The organism is Paracoccus sp. NFXS7, from assembly GCF_040148865.1.
GTDB classification, from domain to species: Bacteria; Pseudomonadota; Alphaproteobacteria; order Rhodobacterales; family Rhodobacteraceae; genus Paracoccus; species Paracoccus marcusii.
On record NZ_JAKEKV010000002.1, the window covers coordinates 117,112 to 132,152 of the forward strand.

The 15,041-nt window shown below is 69.6% G+C and carries 15 protein-coding genes; 5 read left to right on the forward strand and 10 right to left on the reverse strand.

Translation table 11 applies throughout. The annotated features are described in order from the left end of the window. Positions 1–97: 97 nt before the first annotated feature. Entirely contained in the window at positions 98–1,366 is a 1,269-nt protein-coding gene (locus tag LZ686_RS05255) for a lytic murein transglycosylase (protein WP_045982817.1), read from the forward strand. Then, the gene (gene bluB / locus LZ686_RS05260) at positions 1,363–2,037 is read left to right on the forward strand and encodes a 5,6-dimethylbenzimidazole synthase (RefSeq protein ID WP_349547181.1); all 675 of its coding nucleotides are present in this window, start codon (positions 1,363–1,365) and stop codon (positions 2,035–2,037) included. The genes LZ686_RS05255 and bluB overlap by 4 nt, the downstream gene beginning before the upstream one ends. Here bluB and LZ686_RS05265 read toward each other — a convergent pair. The 6 genes from LZ686_RS05265 to rsfS all read right to left on the reverse strand — a co-directional run bounded on the left by LZ686_RS05265 (position 2,034) and on the right by rsfS (position 7,591). After that, complete coding sequence (locus LZ686_RS05265; RefSeq protein WP_273744184.1) at positions 2,034–2,531, reverse strand: RNA pyrophosphohydrolase; 498 nt, start codon at positions 2,529–2,531, stop codon at positions 2,034–2,036. The genes bluB and LZ686_RS05265 overlap by 4 nt on opposite strands. 4 nt (positions 2,532–2,535) lie before the next feature. Then, entirely contained in the window at positions 2,536–3,957 is a 1,422-nt protein-coding gene (locus LZ686_RS05270; protein WP_127897689.1) for a S41 family peptidase, read from the reverse strand. A 16-nt stretch (positions 3,958–3,973) separates the two neighbouring features. Then, a complete protein-coding gene (locus LZ686_RS05275; protein WP_295167721.1) occupies positions 3,974–5,143 on the reverse strand; it encodes a murein hydrolase activator EnvC family protein in 1,170 nt (389 codons plus the stop codon). After that, positions 5,140–6,654, reverse strand: a complete 1,515-nt coding sequence (gene gpmI, locus LZ686_RS05280) for a 2,3-bisphosphoglycerate-independent phosphoglycerate mutase (RefSeq protein WP_349547182.1) — start codon at positions 6,652–6,654, stop codon at positions 5,140–5,142. Before gpmI ends, LZ686_RS05275 begins: the two co-directional genes overlap by 4 nt. Positions 6,655–6,748: 94 nt before the next feature. Continuing rightward, positions 6,749–7,216, reverse strand: coding sequence for a 23S rRNA (pseudouridine(1915)-N(3))-methyltransferase RlmH (gene rlmH / locus LZ686_RS05285; protein ID WP_045982811.1), 468 nt, complete (start codon positions 7,214–7,216; stop codon positions 6,749–6,751). A gap of 9 nt (positions 7,217–7,225) precedes the next feature. Next, entirely contained in the window at positions 7,226–7,591 is a 366-nt protein-coding gene (gene rsfS, locus LZ686_RS05290) for a ribosome silencing factor (RefSeq protein ID WP_045982838.1), read from the reverse strand. Positions 7,592–7,948: 357 nt separating this feature from the next. Between rsfS and leuC the strand changes: the two genes are divergently transcribed. From leuC to LZ686_RS05305, 3 genes are read left to right on the forward strand one after another with little or no spacing between them, the layout of a single operon-like run. Then, complete coding sequence (gene leuC / locus LZ686_RS05295; protein WP_045982810.1) at positions 7,949–9,367, forward strand: 3-isopropylmalate dehydratase large subunit; 1,419 nt, start codon at positions 7,949–7,951, stop codon at positions 9,365–9,367. A 7-nt stretch (positions 9,368–9,374) separates the two neighbouring features. Further along, positions 9,375–9,980 carry a 3-isopropylmalate dehydratase small subunit gene (gene leuD, locus LZ686_RS05300; RefSeq protein ID WP_046000684.1) on the forward strand — a complete coding sequence of 202 codons (606 nt, stop codon included), beginning with the start codon at positions 9,375–9,377 and terminating at the stop codon, positions 9,978–9,980. Further along, entirely contained in the window at positions 9,971–10,984 is a 1,014-nt protein-coding gene (locus tag LZ686_RS05305; protein WP_349547183.1) for an endonuclease/exonuclease/phosphatase family protein, read from the forward strand. The genes leuD and LZ686_RS05305 overlap by 10 nt, the downstream gene beginning before the upstream one ends. Here LZ686_RS05305 and LZ686_RS05310 read toward each other — a convergent pair. From LZ686_RS05310 to bioB, 4 genes are read right to left on the reverse strand one after another with little or no spacing between them, the layout of a single operon-like run. Further along, positions 10,970–12,199, reverse strand: coding sequence for an adenosylmethionine--8-amino-7-oxononanoate transaminase (locus LZ686_RS05310; protein ID WP_349547184.1), 1,230 nt, complete (start codon positions 12,197–12,199; stop codon positions 10,970–10,972). The genes LZ686_RS05305 and LZ686_RS05310 overlap by 15 nt on opposite strands. Next, on the reverse strand, positions 12,196–12,846 hold the full coding sequence (bioD, locus tag LZ686_RS05315) for an ATP-dependent dethiobiotin synthetase BioD (protein WP_349547185.1): 651 nt from the start codon (positions 12,844–12,846) through the stop codon (positions 12,196–12,198). Before bioD ends, LZ686_RS05310 begins: the two co-directional genes overlap by 4 nt. After that, positions 12,843–13,976 (reverse strand): 8-amino-7-oxononanoate synthase, encoded by a 1,134-nt coding sequence (locus tag LZ686_RS05320; RefSeq protein ID WP_349547186.1) that lies wholly within the window; start codon positions 13,974–13,976, stop codon positions 12,843–12,845. The genes bioD and LZ686_RS05320 overlap by 4 nt, the downstream gene beginning before the upstream one ends. Before the next feature lie 15 nt (positions 13,977–13,991). Then, positions 13,992–15,035 (reverse strand): biotin synthase BioB, encoded by a 1,044-nt coding sequence (bioB, locus tag LZ686_RS05325; protein WP_046000679.1) that lies wholly within the window; start codon positions 15,033–15,035, stop codon positions 13,992–13,994. Between the last annotated feature and the right edge of the window lie 6 nt (positions 15,036–15,041).

The window sequence follows — 15,041 nt, forward strand, 5'->3', positions numbered from 1 at the left end:
GCGGGAGTGGTTCGTCTAGACTGCACGCAGAAGACCAAATCCGGGCCATCAAGATCCGGGCCAAGAAACCTCGGCAGTCCAAAACAGGCGATCCATAATGAGCTTTTCCCGCATTCTTCTGTCCACCACCCTGATCGGCGCGCTGGCCGCCTGTGCATCGCCGATGTCGCGCATGCCCGCCGCAGGCGGCCCCCGCGCGCCCGCCGATGTGACCGTGACCCCGATCCCCCCCGCCAATCCCGGCGACGAGGCCGGCCTGCAGCGGTTCGTCCAGCAGTTCCGCGCCCGCGCCCTGTCGTCGGGCGTGTCGGGCCCGACCTATGACCGCGCCATGGCGCTGGCCCGCTACAACCCCGAGGTGATCCGCCTGGACCGCCGCCAGGCCGAATTCTCGCGCCCCGTCTGGCTGTACCTGGACAGCGCCGTGTCGGACGTGCGCATCACCACCGGCCGCCAGAAGCTGGCGCAGCTGTCGCCCGTCCTGGCCCGGATCGAGGCGCAGTACGGCGTCCCGCGCGAGATCGTGCTGGCGGTCTGGGGGATGGAATCGAACTTCGGCGCCAACCGCGGCCGGATGCAGATCATCCCGTCGCTGGCGACGCTGGCCTATGACGGCCGCCGCGGAGAGATGTTCCAGAACCAGCTGATCGCCGCCCTGCAGATCCTTCAGGCGGGCGACACCGATCCCCAGCACATGCTGGGCAGCTGGGCGGGCGCGATGGGGCATACCCAGTTCATGCCGACCTCCTATCTGGAATACGCGGTCGACTTCAACGGCGACGGCCGCCGCGACATCTGGTCCGAGGACCCGACCGATTCGCTGGCTTCGACCGCAGCCTATCTGGCGCGCAGCGGCTGGCAGCGCGGCGCGACCTGGGGCGCCGAGGTCCGCCTGCCCGCGAACTTCAACATGGGCCTGATCGGCAAGGGCACCCGGCGGTCGGCCGGCGACTGGTCGGCACAGGGCGTGCGCACAATGTCGGGCGGCGGGCTGCCGGCGGGCAACGGCTCGATCATCATGCCGGCGGGGGCGCGGGGGCCCGCGTTCTTCATCACCGACAACTTCCGGTCGATCCTGCGCTACAACAACTCGGACAACTACGCCCTGGGCGTGTCCTATCTGGCGGAACGCATCGCGGGCCGTCCGGGTATCCAGGGCGCCTGGCCGCGCCAGGACCGCACCCTGTCCACCGCCGAACGTCAGGAGATCCAGCAGCGCCTGGCACAGCGCGGCTTTTATCAGGGAGAGATCGACGGCCTGTTCGGATCGGCGACGATGGAATCGGTCTCTGCCTTCCAGCGGTCCATCGGCGTGACGCCGGACGGCTATCCGACCTCGATCCTGCTGGACCAGCTGCGCCGGTGACCGATGCCAGCGGCCTTGCCCCGGCGGGGCCGTTTTCGAACGCGGAGCGCGCGGCGGTCTATCGCGCGATCCGCGAACGCCGCGACGTGCGGGGCCAGTTCCGCCCCGACCCGGTCGATCCCGCGACGCTGCGCCGCCTGCTGCAGGCGGCGCATGACGCGCCGTCCGTCGGGCTGTCGCAGCCCTGGAACTTCATCCTGATCCGCGACGCGGCGCTGCGCGGGCGCATCCACGATGCCTTCGCATCCGCCAATGCCGATGCCGCGACCCGCTTTCCCGACCGCAAGGCGCTCTATTCGTCGCTGAAGCTGGAGGGCATCCTGCAGGCCCCGGTCAACCTGTGCATCACCTGCGACCGCACGCGCGGCGGCGACCATGTGCTGGGCCGCACCCACGATCCGGCGACCGACCTTTATTCGACGGCCTGCGCGGTGCAGAACCTGTGGCTGGCCGCGCGGGCCGAAGGCATCGGGGTGGGCTGGGTCAGCATCTTCCGGCCTGACGACCTTCGCGGTCTGTTGCACCTGCCCGACCATGTCGTGCCGGTGGCCTATCTGTGCATCGGTCATGTGACCGAACTGTACCGCCAGCCCGAACTGCAAAGCCGGGGCTGGGCGGCGCGCCTGCCGCTGGACGACCTGATCCTGGAGGATCGCTGGCCCGCGCCCTAGGCCAGATGAGGGCGGAACGCGCCCAGCACCTCGGCATAGACCGCGCGCTTGAAGGGCACGATGCTGTCCAGCACGTCCTCGGCCCGCATCCACCGCCATTGGTCGAACTCGGGATGGGCGGTATCGATGCGGATGTCGGTGTCCTGGCCCAGGAACCGCAGCGCTAGCCATTTCTGGCACTGCCCGCCATAACGGCCCTTCCAGATCCGGCCGACCATCTCGGGCGGCAGGTCGTAGAAGACCCAGTCGGGCGTCTCGTCCAGCACCTCGACCAGCGACGGGTCGATGCCCGTCTCCTCGGTCAGCTCGCGCAGCGCGGCCTCGCGCGGGGTTTCCCCCTCGTCGATGCCGCCCTGGGGCATCTGCCACGCAGGCGGCTGGTCGGGGCTGCGGTCGATCCGGCGCCCGGCAAAGACCAGGCCCCGGTCGTCGATCAGCACCACGCCGGCGCAGGGCCGGTACGGCAGGCCGCCCGGCCCCATGCGTCCGTCCATCGGATCAGCCCTGGTCCGGGGCGGCCTCGGCCCCCTCGCCCGCACCTTCGCCGGTCACCGCGGGCGTCTCCGCGGCAGGCACCTGGTCGGCGCGGAAGTTCACCGCGGCCAGACCCTTCAGCACGTCGACCGCATAGGCCAGCTGATAGTCCTCCTCGCGCAGCGCGGCGGTGGCCTCGACCTCGGCGGCCTCCTCCTCCATCTGCTTGCGCATCTCGTCGCTGACATCATTGCCCAGCGCACCGCGCAGGTCGGCCTCGGACCGGCTGAAGTCGCTGTTGCTGCGGGCTTCCTCCTCCTCGACCTCTGGGGCCGGGGCGGGCTGGGCGACCAGGATGTCGGGCTGCACGCCCAGGGCCTGGATCGACCGGCCCGACGGGGTGAAGTACCGCGCCGTGGTCAGGCGGATGGCGCTGTCAGCGGTCACCGGCATGACCGTCTGGACCGAACCCTTGCCAAAGGACTTCTCGCCTACGACGATGGCGCGGCGGTGGTCCTGCAAGGCGCCCGCGACGATTTCCGACGCGCTGGCCGAACCGCCGTTGATCAGCACGACCATCGGCTTGCCCTCGGCCAGATCGCCCGCCTCGGCGTTCCAGCGTTCGCTTTCGTCCGGGTTGCGGCCGCGGGTGCTGACGATCTCTCCGGCGTCCAGAAAGGCGTCGCTGACGCTGATCGCCTGGTTCAGCAGGCCGCCGGGGTTGTTGCGCAGGTCCAGCACGAAACCGGTGACCCGGTCGATGCCGCCGGCTTCCTCGACGGCCTTCTTCAGTTCCGCCTGCAGCGTGTCATAGGTCTCGTCGTTGAAGGTGGACACCCGCAGCACGACCGCATGGCCCTCGACGCGGCTGCGCACCACGGTCAGCTTGATCGTGTCGCGCGACATGGTCAGGTCGAACGGCTCGCTCTCGCCCTCGCGCAGGACGGTGATGGTGATCTCGGACCCGATCGGGCCGCGCATCATCTCGACCGCGTCGTCCAAAGGCAGGCCCAGCAGCGATTCGCCGTTCACATGGGTGATGAAGTCGCCCGGCTGGATGCCCGCATTCGCGGCGGGCGTGTCGTCGATGGGGGCCACGACCTTGACCAGGCCCTCCTCTTGGCTGACCTCGATCCCCAGGCCGCCAAAGCTGCCGCGGGTCTGGGTCTGCATGTCGGAATAATCGTCGGCCGACAGGAAGCTGGAATGCGGGTCAAGCGAGGTCAGCATGCCGTTGATGGCGGCCTCGATCAGCTCCTTGTCCTCGGGTGCCTCGACATAGTCGGTGCGGATGCGCTCGAAGATGTTCCCGAACAGCTCCAGCTGCTGATAGACTGAGGCATTCCCCTCGGCCGTCTCCTGCGCCAGCAGCGGACCGGCGATCTGGGTGGTGGCCAGGGCTCCGGCCAGAACGCCCCCCAGGCCTGCGATCAGATAATGTCTCATGGCGGTCTTTCCTGCCTCAGTCCTGTTGCGGGTCGACGACGGGATTCAGCACGAACCAGTCGGCGGGGTCCAGCGTTTCATTGCCCTGGCGCAGTTCCAGATACAGCGTCTCGCTGCGTCCGGCCTCGGCGCCCTGGGCGGCATCGGCGACGAATTGCGATCCGAATTCCTGGGCGGGGGCTTCCGCGCCCCCCATCAAGCCCACCGGATCGCCCGCCTTCAAAACGTCGCCCACTTCTCCGAAGACCTGGGACAGGCCTGCGAAGATCATTAGATAGCCGCGCGCGGGCTCGACGATCATCACATTGCCGTAATCCAGGAACGGCCCGCGATAGCGGATCGTCGCAGGCCAGGGCGTCTGCACCAGCGCCGCGGGGGCGGTGGCGATCACCCAGCCCGGTCGGCTGACCCCCGCCGCGTCCGGCTCCCGATAGGGGCGCAGCACGGTCCCCACCACGGGCAGGGCCAGGCTGCCACGCGCGCCCTCGAAATCGTCCATGGGCGCGCCCACGTCCTTCTCCATCCGCGCGATGCCGGTCGCGAAATCGTCCAGGCTCTGCGCGGCGGCGCGCAAGGCCTGCAGCTCCTCGGGGTCCTCGGCATATCGCGCGGGCATCGAGCTGCGGTCGGTCACGGCGCTGGCCAGCAGGCGGCGGGCCTCCTGGACGCTGTCCAGGCCGCTGCCCAGCATGCCGGCGGCGTTCGACTGCAGCTGGCGGACGGTGGCGATCTCGTCCAGATCGGCCTGCAGGGCCTCGGCCTCGGCCCGCAGGCCGGGGGTGACGCCCGACAGGATCATCCCCGACCGCGCATTGGCCAGCGCCCCCGCCGGATGCAGCAGCATCGTCGATTCGGGGCTTTGTTGCAGCGCGGTCATCGCGCCCAGGACGCGCGCCAGCTGGTCGCGCTGCGCCTCGAACCGATCGCGCAGCTCGGCCTCGCGGCCGCTGGCCTGGCGCAGGCCGCCACGCAGGGCGGCCAGGCCCAGTTCGTATCCGCGAATGACCTCGGTCAGGGCCACCACCTGGTCGTCGGCGCTGACCGCCTCGGCCAGCTGGCCGATGGCCGCGCGCAGCAGGGCCGCGGCGGCCTCGGCATCCGCGACCGCCTGGTTGGCGGGGGTGGTCTGCGCAAAGGCCGGACCGGTAAGGGCGGCGCAGAGCGCCAGGGCAAGGCGGGTTCTCATCGGACGATCAGGCTTTCCCCGGTCATGTCGGAGGGCTGATCCAGCCCCATCAGCGCCAGGACCGTCGGCGCCAGATCGGCCAGGCGTCCGTCGCGCAGACCCGTGACGCCCGGCGCGCCATAGACGATGACCGGGACCGGGTTCAGCGTGTGCGCGGTATGCGGCCCGCCCGTCACCGGGTCGATCATCTGTTCGCAATTGCCGTGATCGGCGCAGATCACCGCCGCCCCCCCGACCGCGTCCAGCGCGGCCAGCATCCGGCCCAGGCCGCGATCCACCGCCTCGCAGGCGCGGGCGGCCGCGTCCAGATCGCCGGTATGGCCGACCATATCGGGGTTGGCATAGTTCACCACGATCAGATCGTAGCCCTGACCGATCACTTGGACCAGCCTGTCGGTGACCTCGACGGACGCCATCTCGGGCGCCAGGTCATAGGTCGCGACCTTGGGGCTTTGCGGCATGTGGCGATCCTCGCCCGGTTCGGGCGTTTCCTTGCCGCCGTTCAGGAAGAAGGTCACGTGGGGGTATTTCTCGGTCTCGGCCAGGCGGAACTGGCGTAGGCCCTTGGCCGCGACCCAGGCCCCAAGGGTGTTCTGCACCTGCCGCTTGGGAAAGGCCGCCTGCATGAAGCTGTCATGGCGGGTCGAGTAATCGACCATGCCCAGCATCGCGGCCCAGGCCGGGCGTGCGGCGGCGTCAAAGCCGTCGAAGACGGGATCGCCCAGGGCAGACAGGATTTCACGCGCGCGGTCGGCGCGGAAGTTCAGGCAAAAGACCCCGTCACCATCCCGCGCACCCGCATAGCCACCGATGACGAAGGGCGGCACGAACTCGTCCATCTCACCGCGCGCATGGGCCGTGGCGATGGCGGACGCGGCGTCCGGCGCGGCCTCTCCCTGTCCGGCGACGACGGCGTCGAACGCGCGCTGCACCCGGTCCCAGCGGCTGTCGCGATCCAGTGCGTAATAGCGACCGATCACCGTGCCGATCTGCGCCCCTGCGGGCAGCCCGTCCTGCAGCGTGGCCAGGAAGCCCGGTGCCGAATCGGGGGCCACGTCGCGACCGTCGGTGATCGCGTGGATCACCACCGGCACGCCTGCCTGCGCCACCGCGCGGGCCGCGGCCAGCACATGGACGATATGACCGTGAACACCGCCATCCGAGACGACACCAAGAAGATGCGCGGTCCCGCCGGTGGCCTTCAGCCGGTCGATGAACGCCAGCAGCGGCGCGTTGCGGCCAAAGCTGCCATCCTCGATCGCCAGATCGATCGCGCCCAGGTCCATCGCGACCACGCGTCCGGCGCCGATATTCGTGTGACCCACCTCGGAATTGCCCATCTGGCCGCGCGGCAGGCCCACGTCGGGACCGTGCGTCACCAGCGTCGCATGGGGACAGTCGCGCATCAGACGGTCGAAATTCGGGGTCGCCGCCCGGTCCGGGGCGCTTTGTTCGGGTCGGGTGGACTGGCCCCAGCCGTCCAGAATGCACAGGATCACGGGTTTGGTCATCGGAGCCTCGCGGTTTTGCCCTTACTTACGCCTCGCGGGCGGCGGCGGCAACCAAGCCCGCCCAAGCCCGGTGCCCCCCTATGCCCGGTGCCCCCTATGCCCGGTGATAGGGCGACCCGGCGAGGATCGTGGCGGCGCGGTACAGCTGTTCGGCCAGCATCACGCGGACCAGCAGATGCGGCCAGACCATCCGGCCCAGGCTGATCTGCCAGTCGGCCCGCGCCCGCAACGACGGGTCCAGCCCGTCCGCGCCGCCGATCACGAAGCACACGTCGCGCGCCTGGTCGCGCCAGTCCGCCAGCCGCGCGGCGAATTCGGGAGAGGTCGGCTGATCGCCGCGCTCGTCCATCATCACCACCGCTGCGCCGGGCGGGATGGCGCGGGACAGCAGCTCCGCCTCGGCGGCCATGGTGCCGGCGCGGCGATCCTCGACCTCGACGACGGACACGGCCGGCAGCCCCAGGCTGCGGCCGGTCTTGGCAAATCGCTGCAGGTAATCGGCGACCAGCGCCGCCTCGGGGCCGGTCTTCAGCCGCCCCACGGCGGCGATGTCGATCCGCATCGCGGCGGATCAGTCCTGCGGCTGATAGCTGGACGGTTGGGCGGGTTCGCGCACGCGGGCCAGCGCATCGGCGGGAAGCCACATCTTTTCCAGCTGATAGAAGTCGCGGACCTCGGGGCGGAACACGTGGACGATCACGTCGTCCGTGTCGATCAGCACCCAGTCGCCGGCATCCTTGCCCTCGATCCGCGGGCTGCGGCCGGTGACCTGCTTTACGCGCTCGGCCAGCTTCTCCGCGATAGCGCCCACCTGACGCGAGCTGCGCCCCGAGGCGATGACCATGTGGTCGGCAATGGCCGTGCGACCGCGCAGGTCGATGCTGACGACCTCCTCGGCCTTGTCGTCATCAAGGGAATTCAGCACCAAGGCCAGCATGTCGTCACTGGTATGCTGGCTGGTCTGCTGGGTCGAGGTCGGCCGACCGGCCGACGGGGCGTCTTGTGACAGGGTGTAGTCCTCCGGTCCGCGCGCCGATAGCCCCCGGCGCAGGGGTTCCCCCAACATAGCATCTTTTCGGCCCGTCTCAATCTCTCGCGGCATTTTCCTTGACATGCGCGCGCTTGCCAGCAGGCGGATGCTGGCCTAATCTGGCCCGATGATGCGTTATTTCGACATTCATGACCGCGCGCGCCTGCCGGGCCGCTTCTACGGCGAGATGCTGGGCGTGACCGCGCAGGGCTGACGGCTGCCCGCCCGTCACCCTTCCCGCATCACAGCCGAAAGACCTCAGCCATGACCCCTGCACGCACGCTTTACGACAAGATCTGGGACGCCCATGTGGTGGACCGCCAGGAAGACGGCACCTGCCTTCTGTATATCGACCGCCACCTGGTCCACGAGGTGACCAGCCCGCAGGCCTTCGAGGGGCTGCGCATGACCGGCCGCCCGGTCCGCGCGCCCGAACGCACCATCGCCGTGCCCGACCACAACGTGCCCACCACGCTGGACCGTCAGACCGGCATCGACAACGAGGAAAGCCGCATCCAGGTCGATGCGCTGGACCGCAACGCCCGCGAATTCGGGGTAGTCTATTACCCGGTGAACGACATCCGCCAAGGCATCGTGCACATCGTCGGCCCCGAACAGGGCTGGACCCTGCCCGGCATGACCGTCGTCTGCGGCGACAGCCATACCGCAACCCACGGCGCCTTCGGCGCGCTGGCCCACGGCATCGGCACGTCCGAGGTCGAGCATGTGCTGGCCACCCAGACCCTGATCCAGGGCAAGTCCAAGAACATGAAGGTCGAGATCACCGGACGCCTGGCGCCCGGCGTGACCGCCAAGGACATCGTCCTGCGCATCATCGCCGAGACCGGCACCGCAGGCGGCACAGGCCATGTCATCGAATATTGCGGAGAGGCGATCCGCAACCTGTCGATGGAAGGCCGCATGACCATCTGCAACATGGCGATCGAGGGCGGCGCCCGCGCCGGCCTGATCGCCCCGGACGAGGTCACGTTCAATTACGTCAAGGGCCGTCCCCATGCGCCCAAGGGCGCCCAATGGGAGGCCGCCGTCGCCTGGTGGAAGACGCTGTTCTCGGACGACGGCGCGCATTTCGACAAGGTCCTGACCATCCGCGCCGAGGACATCGCGCCGACCGTCACCTGGGGCACCAGCCCCGAAGACGCGCTGCCGATCACGGCATCCGTGCCCGACCCGGAAAGCTTTGCGGGCGGCAAGGTCGATGCCGCGCGCCGGTCGCTGGACTACATGGGCCTGACCGCCGGCACGCCGCTGACCGACATCGCCATCGACGCGGTCTTCATCGGATCCTGCACCAACGGCCGGATCGAGGACCTGCGCGCGGCCGCCGACGTGCTGCGCGGGCGCAAGCTGGCGCCGGGCGTGCGCGGCATGGTCGTTCCGGGATCGGGCCTGGTCCGCGCCATGGCCGAGGAGGAAGGGCTGGACCGCATCTTCATCGACGCGGGCTTTGAATGGCGGCTGGCCGGCTGCTCGATGTGCCTGGGGATGAACCCCGACCAGCTGAAGCCCGGCGAACGCTGCGCCGCGACCAGCAACCGCAACTTCGAGGGGCGCCAGGGCTACAAGGGCCGCACCCACCTGATGAGCCCCGCGATGGCGGCCGCCGCCGGCGTCACCGGACGCCTGACCGACATCCGCGAATTCGCGCACGAACCGGCCTGAGGACATCATGGACAAGTTCACCACCCTGACTGGCATCGCGGCCCCCATGCCGCTGGTCAACATCGACACCGACATGATCATCCCCAAGCAGTTCCTGAAGACCATCAAGCGGTCCGGCCTGGGCGTGAACCTGTTCGACGAGATGCGCTATGACCGCGACGGGAACGAGATCCCCGATTTCGTCCTGAACCGGCCCGCCTATCGCGACGCCCAGATCCTGATCGCGGGCGACAATTTCGGCTGCGGCTCCTCGCGCGAGCATGCCCCCTGGGCGCTGCTGGATTTCGGCATCCGCTGCGTCGTCTCGACCAGCTTTGCCGACATCTTCTTCAACAACTGCTTCAAGAACGGCATCCTGCCGGTGGTCCTGCCCCAGGATGCGGTCGACGCGCTGATGCGCGATGCCGAAAAGGGCGCGAACGCCCGCATCACCGTCGATCTGGACGCGCAGACCGTGACCGGCGCGGACGGCACCGAATACGGCTTCGACATCGACCCGTTCCGCAAGCATTGCCTGATGAACGGCCTGGACGACATCGGACTGACGATGGAAAAGGCCCCCGCCATCGACACGTTCGAGACGCAGATGGCCCAGGCCCGCCCTTGGGTCTAAGGGCCCTTGCCCTGGCCATGCTGCTGGCGGGCCCGGCGGCGGCCGATCCGCTGCGCATCGCCACCTGGGACCCCGGCCTGTCGCGCGACGGGCCGGGTCTTTTGTTGCGCGACATCATGGCCCACGATCCGCAGGTTGTGGCCGCGGCGCAGGTGATCGCCCATGCCGCGCCCGATGCGATCCTGCTGACCGGGCTGGACTGGGACCTCGACAACCGCGCGCTGACCGCATTCGCGGGCCTGCTGGCCGAACAGGGTCATGCGATGCCGCATCATCATGCGACGCAGTCCAACCGCGGCATGGCCACGGGGGTTGACCTGGATGGCGACGGGCGCGCGGGCCAGCCCCGCGATGCGCAAGGCTATGGCGCCTTCACCGGACAGGCAGGGCTGGCGGTGCTGTCGCGCCTGCCCATCGCGGGCGTCACCGATCACAGCGCGACGCTGTGGCGCGACCTGCCGGGCAACCGGATGCCCGAAAGCCCCCATGCCGACATCCAGCGCCTGTCCAGCACGGCGCATTGGGACGTGGCGCTGGACACGCCTGCGGGGCCGCTGCACCTGCTGGCACTGGCCGCGACGCCGCCCGCCTTCGAGGACCGCAATCCCGCCCGCAACCATGACGAGGTCACCTTCTGGCTGACCCACCTTCCCGACGCGCCCTTTGCGATCCTGGGCAACCTGAACGTCGATCCGCAGGACGGCGACGGCGATCCGGCCACGCTGGCGGCGCTGGCCGCCGTTACCCAGGACTCCCGGCCCCGCGGCGCATGGCAACCACCGCAGACCGGCCCGAATGCCGGCCAGCGGGGCGACCCGGCGCTGGATACGGCGGAATACGACCGCGCGCCGGGCAACCTTCGACTGGACTACGTCCTGCCTGCGCAGGGGCTGTCGGTGCTGGCGTCGGGTGTCGTCTGGCCCGCGCCCGACGATCCGCTGGCAGAGGCCGTGGCGCTGGCCTCGCATCGCAGGCTGGTCTGGGTCGACCTAGACCTCAAATGAGGTGACGGCCTCCCAGGCCGCATCCAGGTCGCCCCCCGTCACGCAATAGGGCGGCAGCACATAGACCGTGTTCCCCAAGGGACGCAGCAGCACGCCGCGATCCATGCAATGCGCCCGCATCCGCGGCCCGACTTCGGACAGATAGCCGCCCTGTGGCACGACCAGGTCGGCGGCGGCGATGGTGCCGCATTGGCGGATGTTGGTGAACCGCCCGTCCAGCCGCGCCAGCCGGTCGGCCTGCATGGCGGTCAGCGCGTCCAGCCGCGCCTGCATCGGGCTGGCCTGCCACAGCCGCACCTGCGCCAGCGCCGCCGCGCAGGCGATCGGGTTCGCGGTATAGCTGCTGGAGTGATAGAAGGTCCGCCGCCGGTCGATCGAGCGATGCGCGTCGAAGATCCGCCCGCTTGCCAGCGTCGCCGCCAGCGGCACCACGCCCCCGGTCAACCCCTTGGACGTGCACAGAATATCGGGCGCGACGCCCGCATGATCGCAGGCCCACAACCGCCCGGTGCGGCCCCATCCGGTCATCACCTCGTCGGCGATCATCAGCACGTCGTGGCGGTCGCAGATCGCCCGCAGCCCGGCCAGAACCGCGGGGGCGTACATCCGCATCCCCCCCGCGCCCAGCACCAGCGGCTCCAGAATGATCGCCGCCATCCGCCCGCTGGCAGCCAGCGCCTCGAACGCCGCCAGCGTCGCGGCACCGTCGCCCTCGGGAAAGGGCAATCGGTCCACCCCGAACATCAGCGGGTCATAGGCGGCGTTGAAGACCCCCCGCTCTCCGACGCTCATCGTGCCGATGGTGTCGCCGTGATAGCTGTCCTCGATCACCGCGATGCGGTGGCGGCCGTCGCCCTCGTGGCGCCAATAGCCCAGGGCCATCTTCAACGCGACCTCGACCGCGGTCGATCCGCTGTCGCTGTAGAACACGTGGTCCAGCCCCGCGGGCGTCATTGTCACCAGCGCCTCGGCCAGCTCCTCCGCCGGATCATGGGTCAGCCCTGCAAAGATCACCTGGTCCAGCCGTCCGGCGGTCTCGCGGATGGCCTCCACGATCTGGGGCTGATTGTGGCCATGCGTGACCACCCACCAGCTGCTGATCCCGTCCAGCAGCGGGCCGCGATCGGTCAGGATATGCGCGCCTTGGGTGCCGACCGCCCGGGGCGGGGCCGGTTCGGTGCCATGCTGAAAGAACGGATGCCAGACGGCGCTCATGCGAAGTCCCCTGCGCTAAACGCGGCCCGCATCGCGGCGGTCAGGCTGTCCCTGTCCAGCCGGTCCAGCAAAGGCAGGCGTCCCAGCACCCTGACCCGACCCAGATCGCCGATGGTCGCCATGTTGTCGTCATTCGCAGGCCCGACGAAGGCCACGCCATGCACCGGCACGCCACGCGCGTGCAGGCTCTCCAGCGCGGTCAGGCTGTGGCTGATCGTGCCCAGCCCCGTGGCACAGACGACGATCACCGGCACCTGCCAGCGCGCAAACAGGTCCGCGAACAGCACCTGCCGCGTGACGGGCACCAGTGCGCCGCCCGCCCCCTCGATCACCAGCCTCGCGGCATCGGGTGGCGTCCAGCCCGCCGGGTCCAGCCTGACGCCCGCCAGTTCCGCCGCCCGGTGCGGCGATAGGGGCTGGGGCAGCAGCACGGCCTCGGGGTGGGTCCGGGCGCCGGACAGCCGCTCGACCTCGGCGCGGTCGGTGCCGGGTTGGGCGGAATCCCCACGGGCAGCGGAAATAGCGTCGTTTTCGACGTTCCCGGCCAGCCCCGACTGCACCGGCTTCCAGTACTCTGCCTCGATCAGCCCGCACAGCCCGGCCGCGAAGACCGTCTTGCCGACATCGGTGCCGGTGCTTGTGATCACAAATCGGGCCACAGGTCCTCCAGCGTCTCGGCCAGCCGCAGCACATCCGCGCGCGTGGCGTTCAGCGTCAGCGACACCCGCAGCCGCGACGTGCCCTCGGGCACCGTCGGAGGGCGGATGCCGCGCACGTCGAACCCGCGCGCCTGCACCTGTGCGGCCAGCGCCATGGTTTCGGCATTGGGTCCGACGATCAGCGGCACGATCTGGCTGCCGCTCAGCGGAACCTGCGGCAGGCGGCGCGCCATCTGGTCGTGGAACGCCACGACATGGCCGGCCAAGGTCGCCTGACGCCACGGTTCGTCCTGCAGCATCGCCAGCGCCTCCAGCCCCGCGGCCGCCATCAGCGGCGACGGCGCGGTGGCAAAGATGAAGGGCCGGCAGCGGTTCACCAGGAAATCGATCAGCACCCGCGCCCCGCAGATCAGCGCACCGGACCCGCCCAGGGCCTTGCCAAGCGTATGCAGCGTCACGACGTTGTCGCGCCCTTCCAGGTGGTGGGCCAGTCCCCGCCCCCGGGGACCGAAGACACCCGTCGCATGCGCCTCGTCGATCAGCAGAAAGCCGTGCGCGTCCGCCAGCCGCATCAGGTCGTCCAGCGGCGCCCGGTCCCCGTCCATGCTGTAAAGGCTCTCGACCGCGATCCAGACCGCACCCGTGTTGCCCGCGCGGCGCCATGCGGTGATCACATCCTCGGCGTGGCTGACATCGCCGTGGCGAAAGCTGGCGACCTCGGCGCGCCCGGCCCGCGCCCCCTCATGCGTGCTGGTATGGGCCAGCGCATCCATCAGCAGCAGGTCGCCCCGCTGCGGCAGGGTGGTGATGACCGCAAAGTTCGCGACATAGCCCCCACCAAAGCCCAAGGCCGCCTCGGCGCCGAAGAACCGCGCGGCGGCATCCTCGAACCCGGCCTGCCGATCGGTGTTGCCCCGCAGCAGGCGCGACCCCGCCGCGCCCACCGGAACGCCCGCATCCAGCGCCCGCACGACCGCGGCCCGCATCCGGTCGCTTTGCGCAAGGCCCAGATAGTCGTTCGACGAAAAGTCGATCCCCCGGCGCTCAGCCAGGCTGCGCAGCCGCGCATCGCCCGCCAGACCCTGCAGGTCGCGTCGATAGGTCGCCAGCCGGTCCAAGCCGCGGCCCCGGCCCTAGCGCAGGATCGGAATGGCGGGGTCGGCGGCCAGCAATTCGGCCCGGCGCGCTGCGTCGGGATGATGTTCGTGCGCCTGCATGGGCTGAAGGCCCAGCTTGGCGAACAGGCGCATGTCGCTTTCCTCCTCGGGGTTGTCCTTGGTCAGCAGCGTGTCGCCCACGAAGATCGAATTGGCCCCGGCAAAGAAGCACATCGCCTGCATCTCGTCCGACATGGCGGTGCGGCCGGCGGACAGGCGGACATGGCTGCGCGGCATCATGATGCGCGCGGTGGCGATCATGCGCACGAAATCGATGGGGTCCACCGGGGCGGCGTCGGCCAGCGGGGTGCCCTCGACCGGGATCAGCATGTTGATCGGCACGCTTTCCGGCGCGACCGGCAGGTTGGCCAGCGTCACCAGCATGTCGACGCGGTCCTGCGGCCCCTCGCCCAGACCCAGGATGCCGCCCGAGCAGACCTTGATCCCGGCCTGCCGGACGGTATCCAGCGTATCCAGCCGGTCGGCAAAGCTGCGGGTCGTGATGACGTTGCCGTAATGCGCCTCGGACGTGTCGATGTTGTGGTTGTAGTAGTCCAGCCCGGCATCGGCCAACTGGCGCGACTGGTCCGCATCCAGCATGCCCAAGGTCATGCAGGTCTCCATTCCCAGGGCCTTGACGCCCTCGACCATGGCGATGATCTGCGGCATGTCGCGTGCCTTGGGGCTGCGCCAGGCGGCGCCCATGCAATAGCGCGTGGCACCGGCGTCGCGTGCGCGGCGCGCCTCGGCCAGCACGCGCTCGACCTCCATCAGCTTGGATGCCGACAGGCCCGACGCATGGCGGGCCGACTGGCTGCAATAGCTGCAATCCTCTGGGCAGCCGCCGGTCTTGATCGACAGAAGGCGGCTCAGCTGCACGCGGTTCGGGTCGAAATGCTGGCGGTGCACGGTCTGCGCCTGAAACAGCAGATCCATCAGCGGCAGGTCAAAGACGGCGCGCGCGCCCTCGGCGGTCCAGATCTTGCGGTGGCTGTCGGTGTTCGGATCGCTGTGCAGCATGGCTCT

Bases quoted from the DNA above. Each gene is read 5' to 3' on its own strand.
- LZ686_RS05270 (WP_127897689.1), bottom strand. From the start codon at position 3,957: ATGAGACATTATCTGATCGCAGGCCTGGGGGGCGTTCTGGCCGGAGCC.
- LZ686_RS05275 (WP_295167721.1), bottom strand. From the start codon at position 5,143: ATGAGAACCCGCCTTGCCCTGGCGCTCTGCGCCGCCCTTACCGGTCCG.
- LZ686_RS05310 (WP_349547184.1), bottom strand. From the start codon at position 12,199: ATGAGCGCCGTCTGGCATCCGTTCTTTCAGCATGGCACCGAACCGGCC.
- LZ686_RS05255 (WP_045982817.1), top strand. From the start codon at position 98: ATGAGCTTTTCCCGCATTCTTCTGTCCACCACCCTGATCGGCGCGCTG.
- bioB (WP_046000679.1), bottom strand. From the start codon at position 15,035: ATGCTGCACAGCGATCCGAACACCGACAGCCACCGCAAGATCTGGACC.
- rsfS (WP_045982838.1), bottom strand. From the start codon at position 7,591: ATGCTGGCCTTGGTGCTGAATTCCCTTGATGACGACAAGGCCGAGGAG.
- leuD (WP_046000684.1), top strand. From the start codon at position 9,375: ATGGACAAGTTCACCACCCTGACTGGCATCGCGGCCCCCATGCCGCTG.
- gpmI (WP_349547182.1), bottom strand. From the start codon at position 6,654: ATGACCAAACCCGTGATCCTGTGCATTCTGGACGGCTGGGGCCAGTCC.
- leuC (WP_045982810.1), top strand. From the start codon at position 7,949: ATGACCCCTGCACGCACGCTTTACGACAAGATCTGGGACGCCCATGTG.
- rlmH (WP_045982811.1), bottom strand. From the start codon at position 7,216: ATGCGGATCGACATCGCCGCCGTGGGGCGGCTGAAGACCGGCCCCGAG.
- LZ686_RS05265 (WP_273744184.1), bottom strand. From the start codon at position 2,531: ATGGACGGACGCATGGGGCCGGGCGGCCTGCCGTACCGGCCCTGCGCC.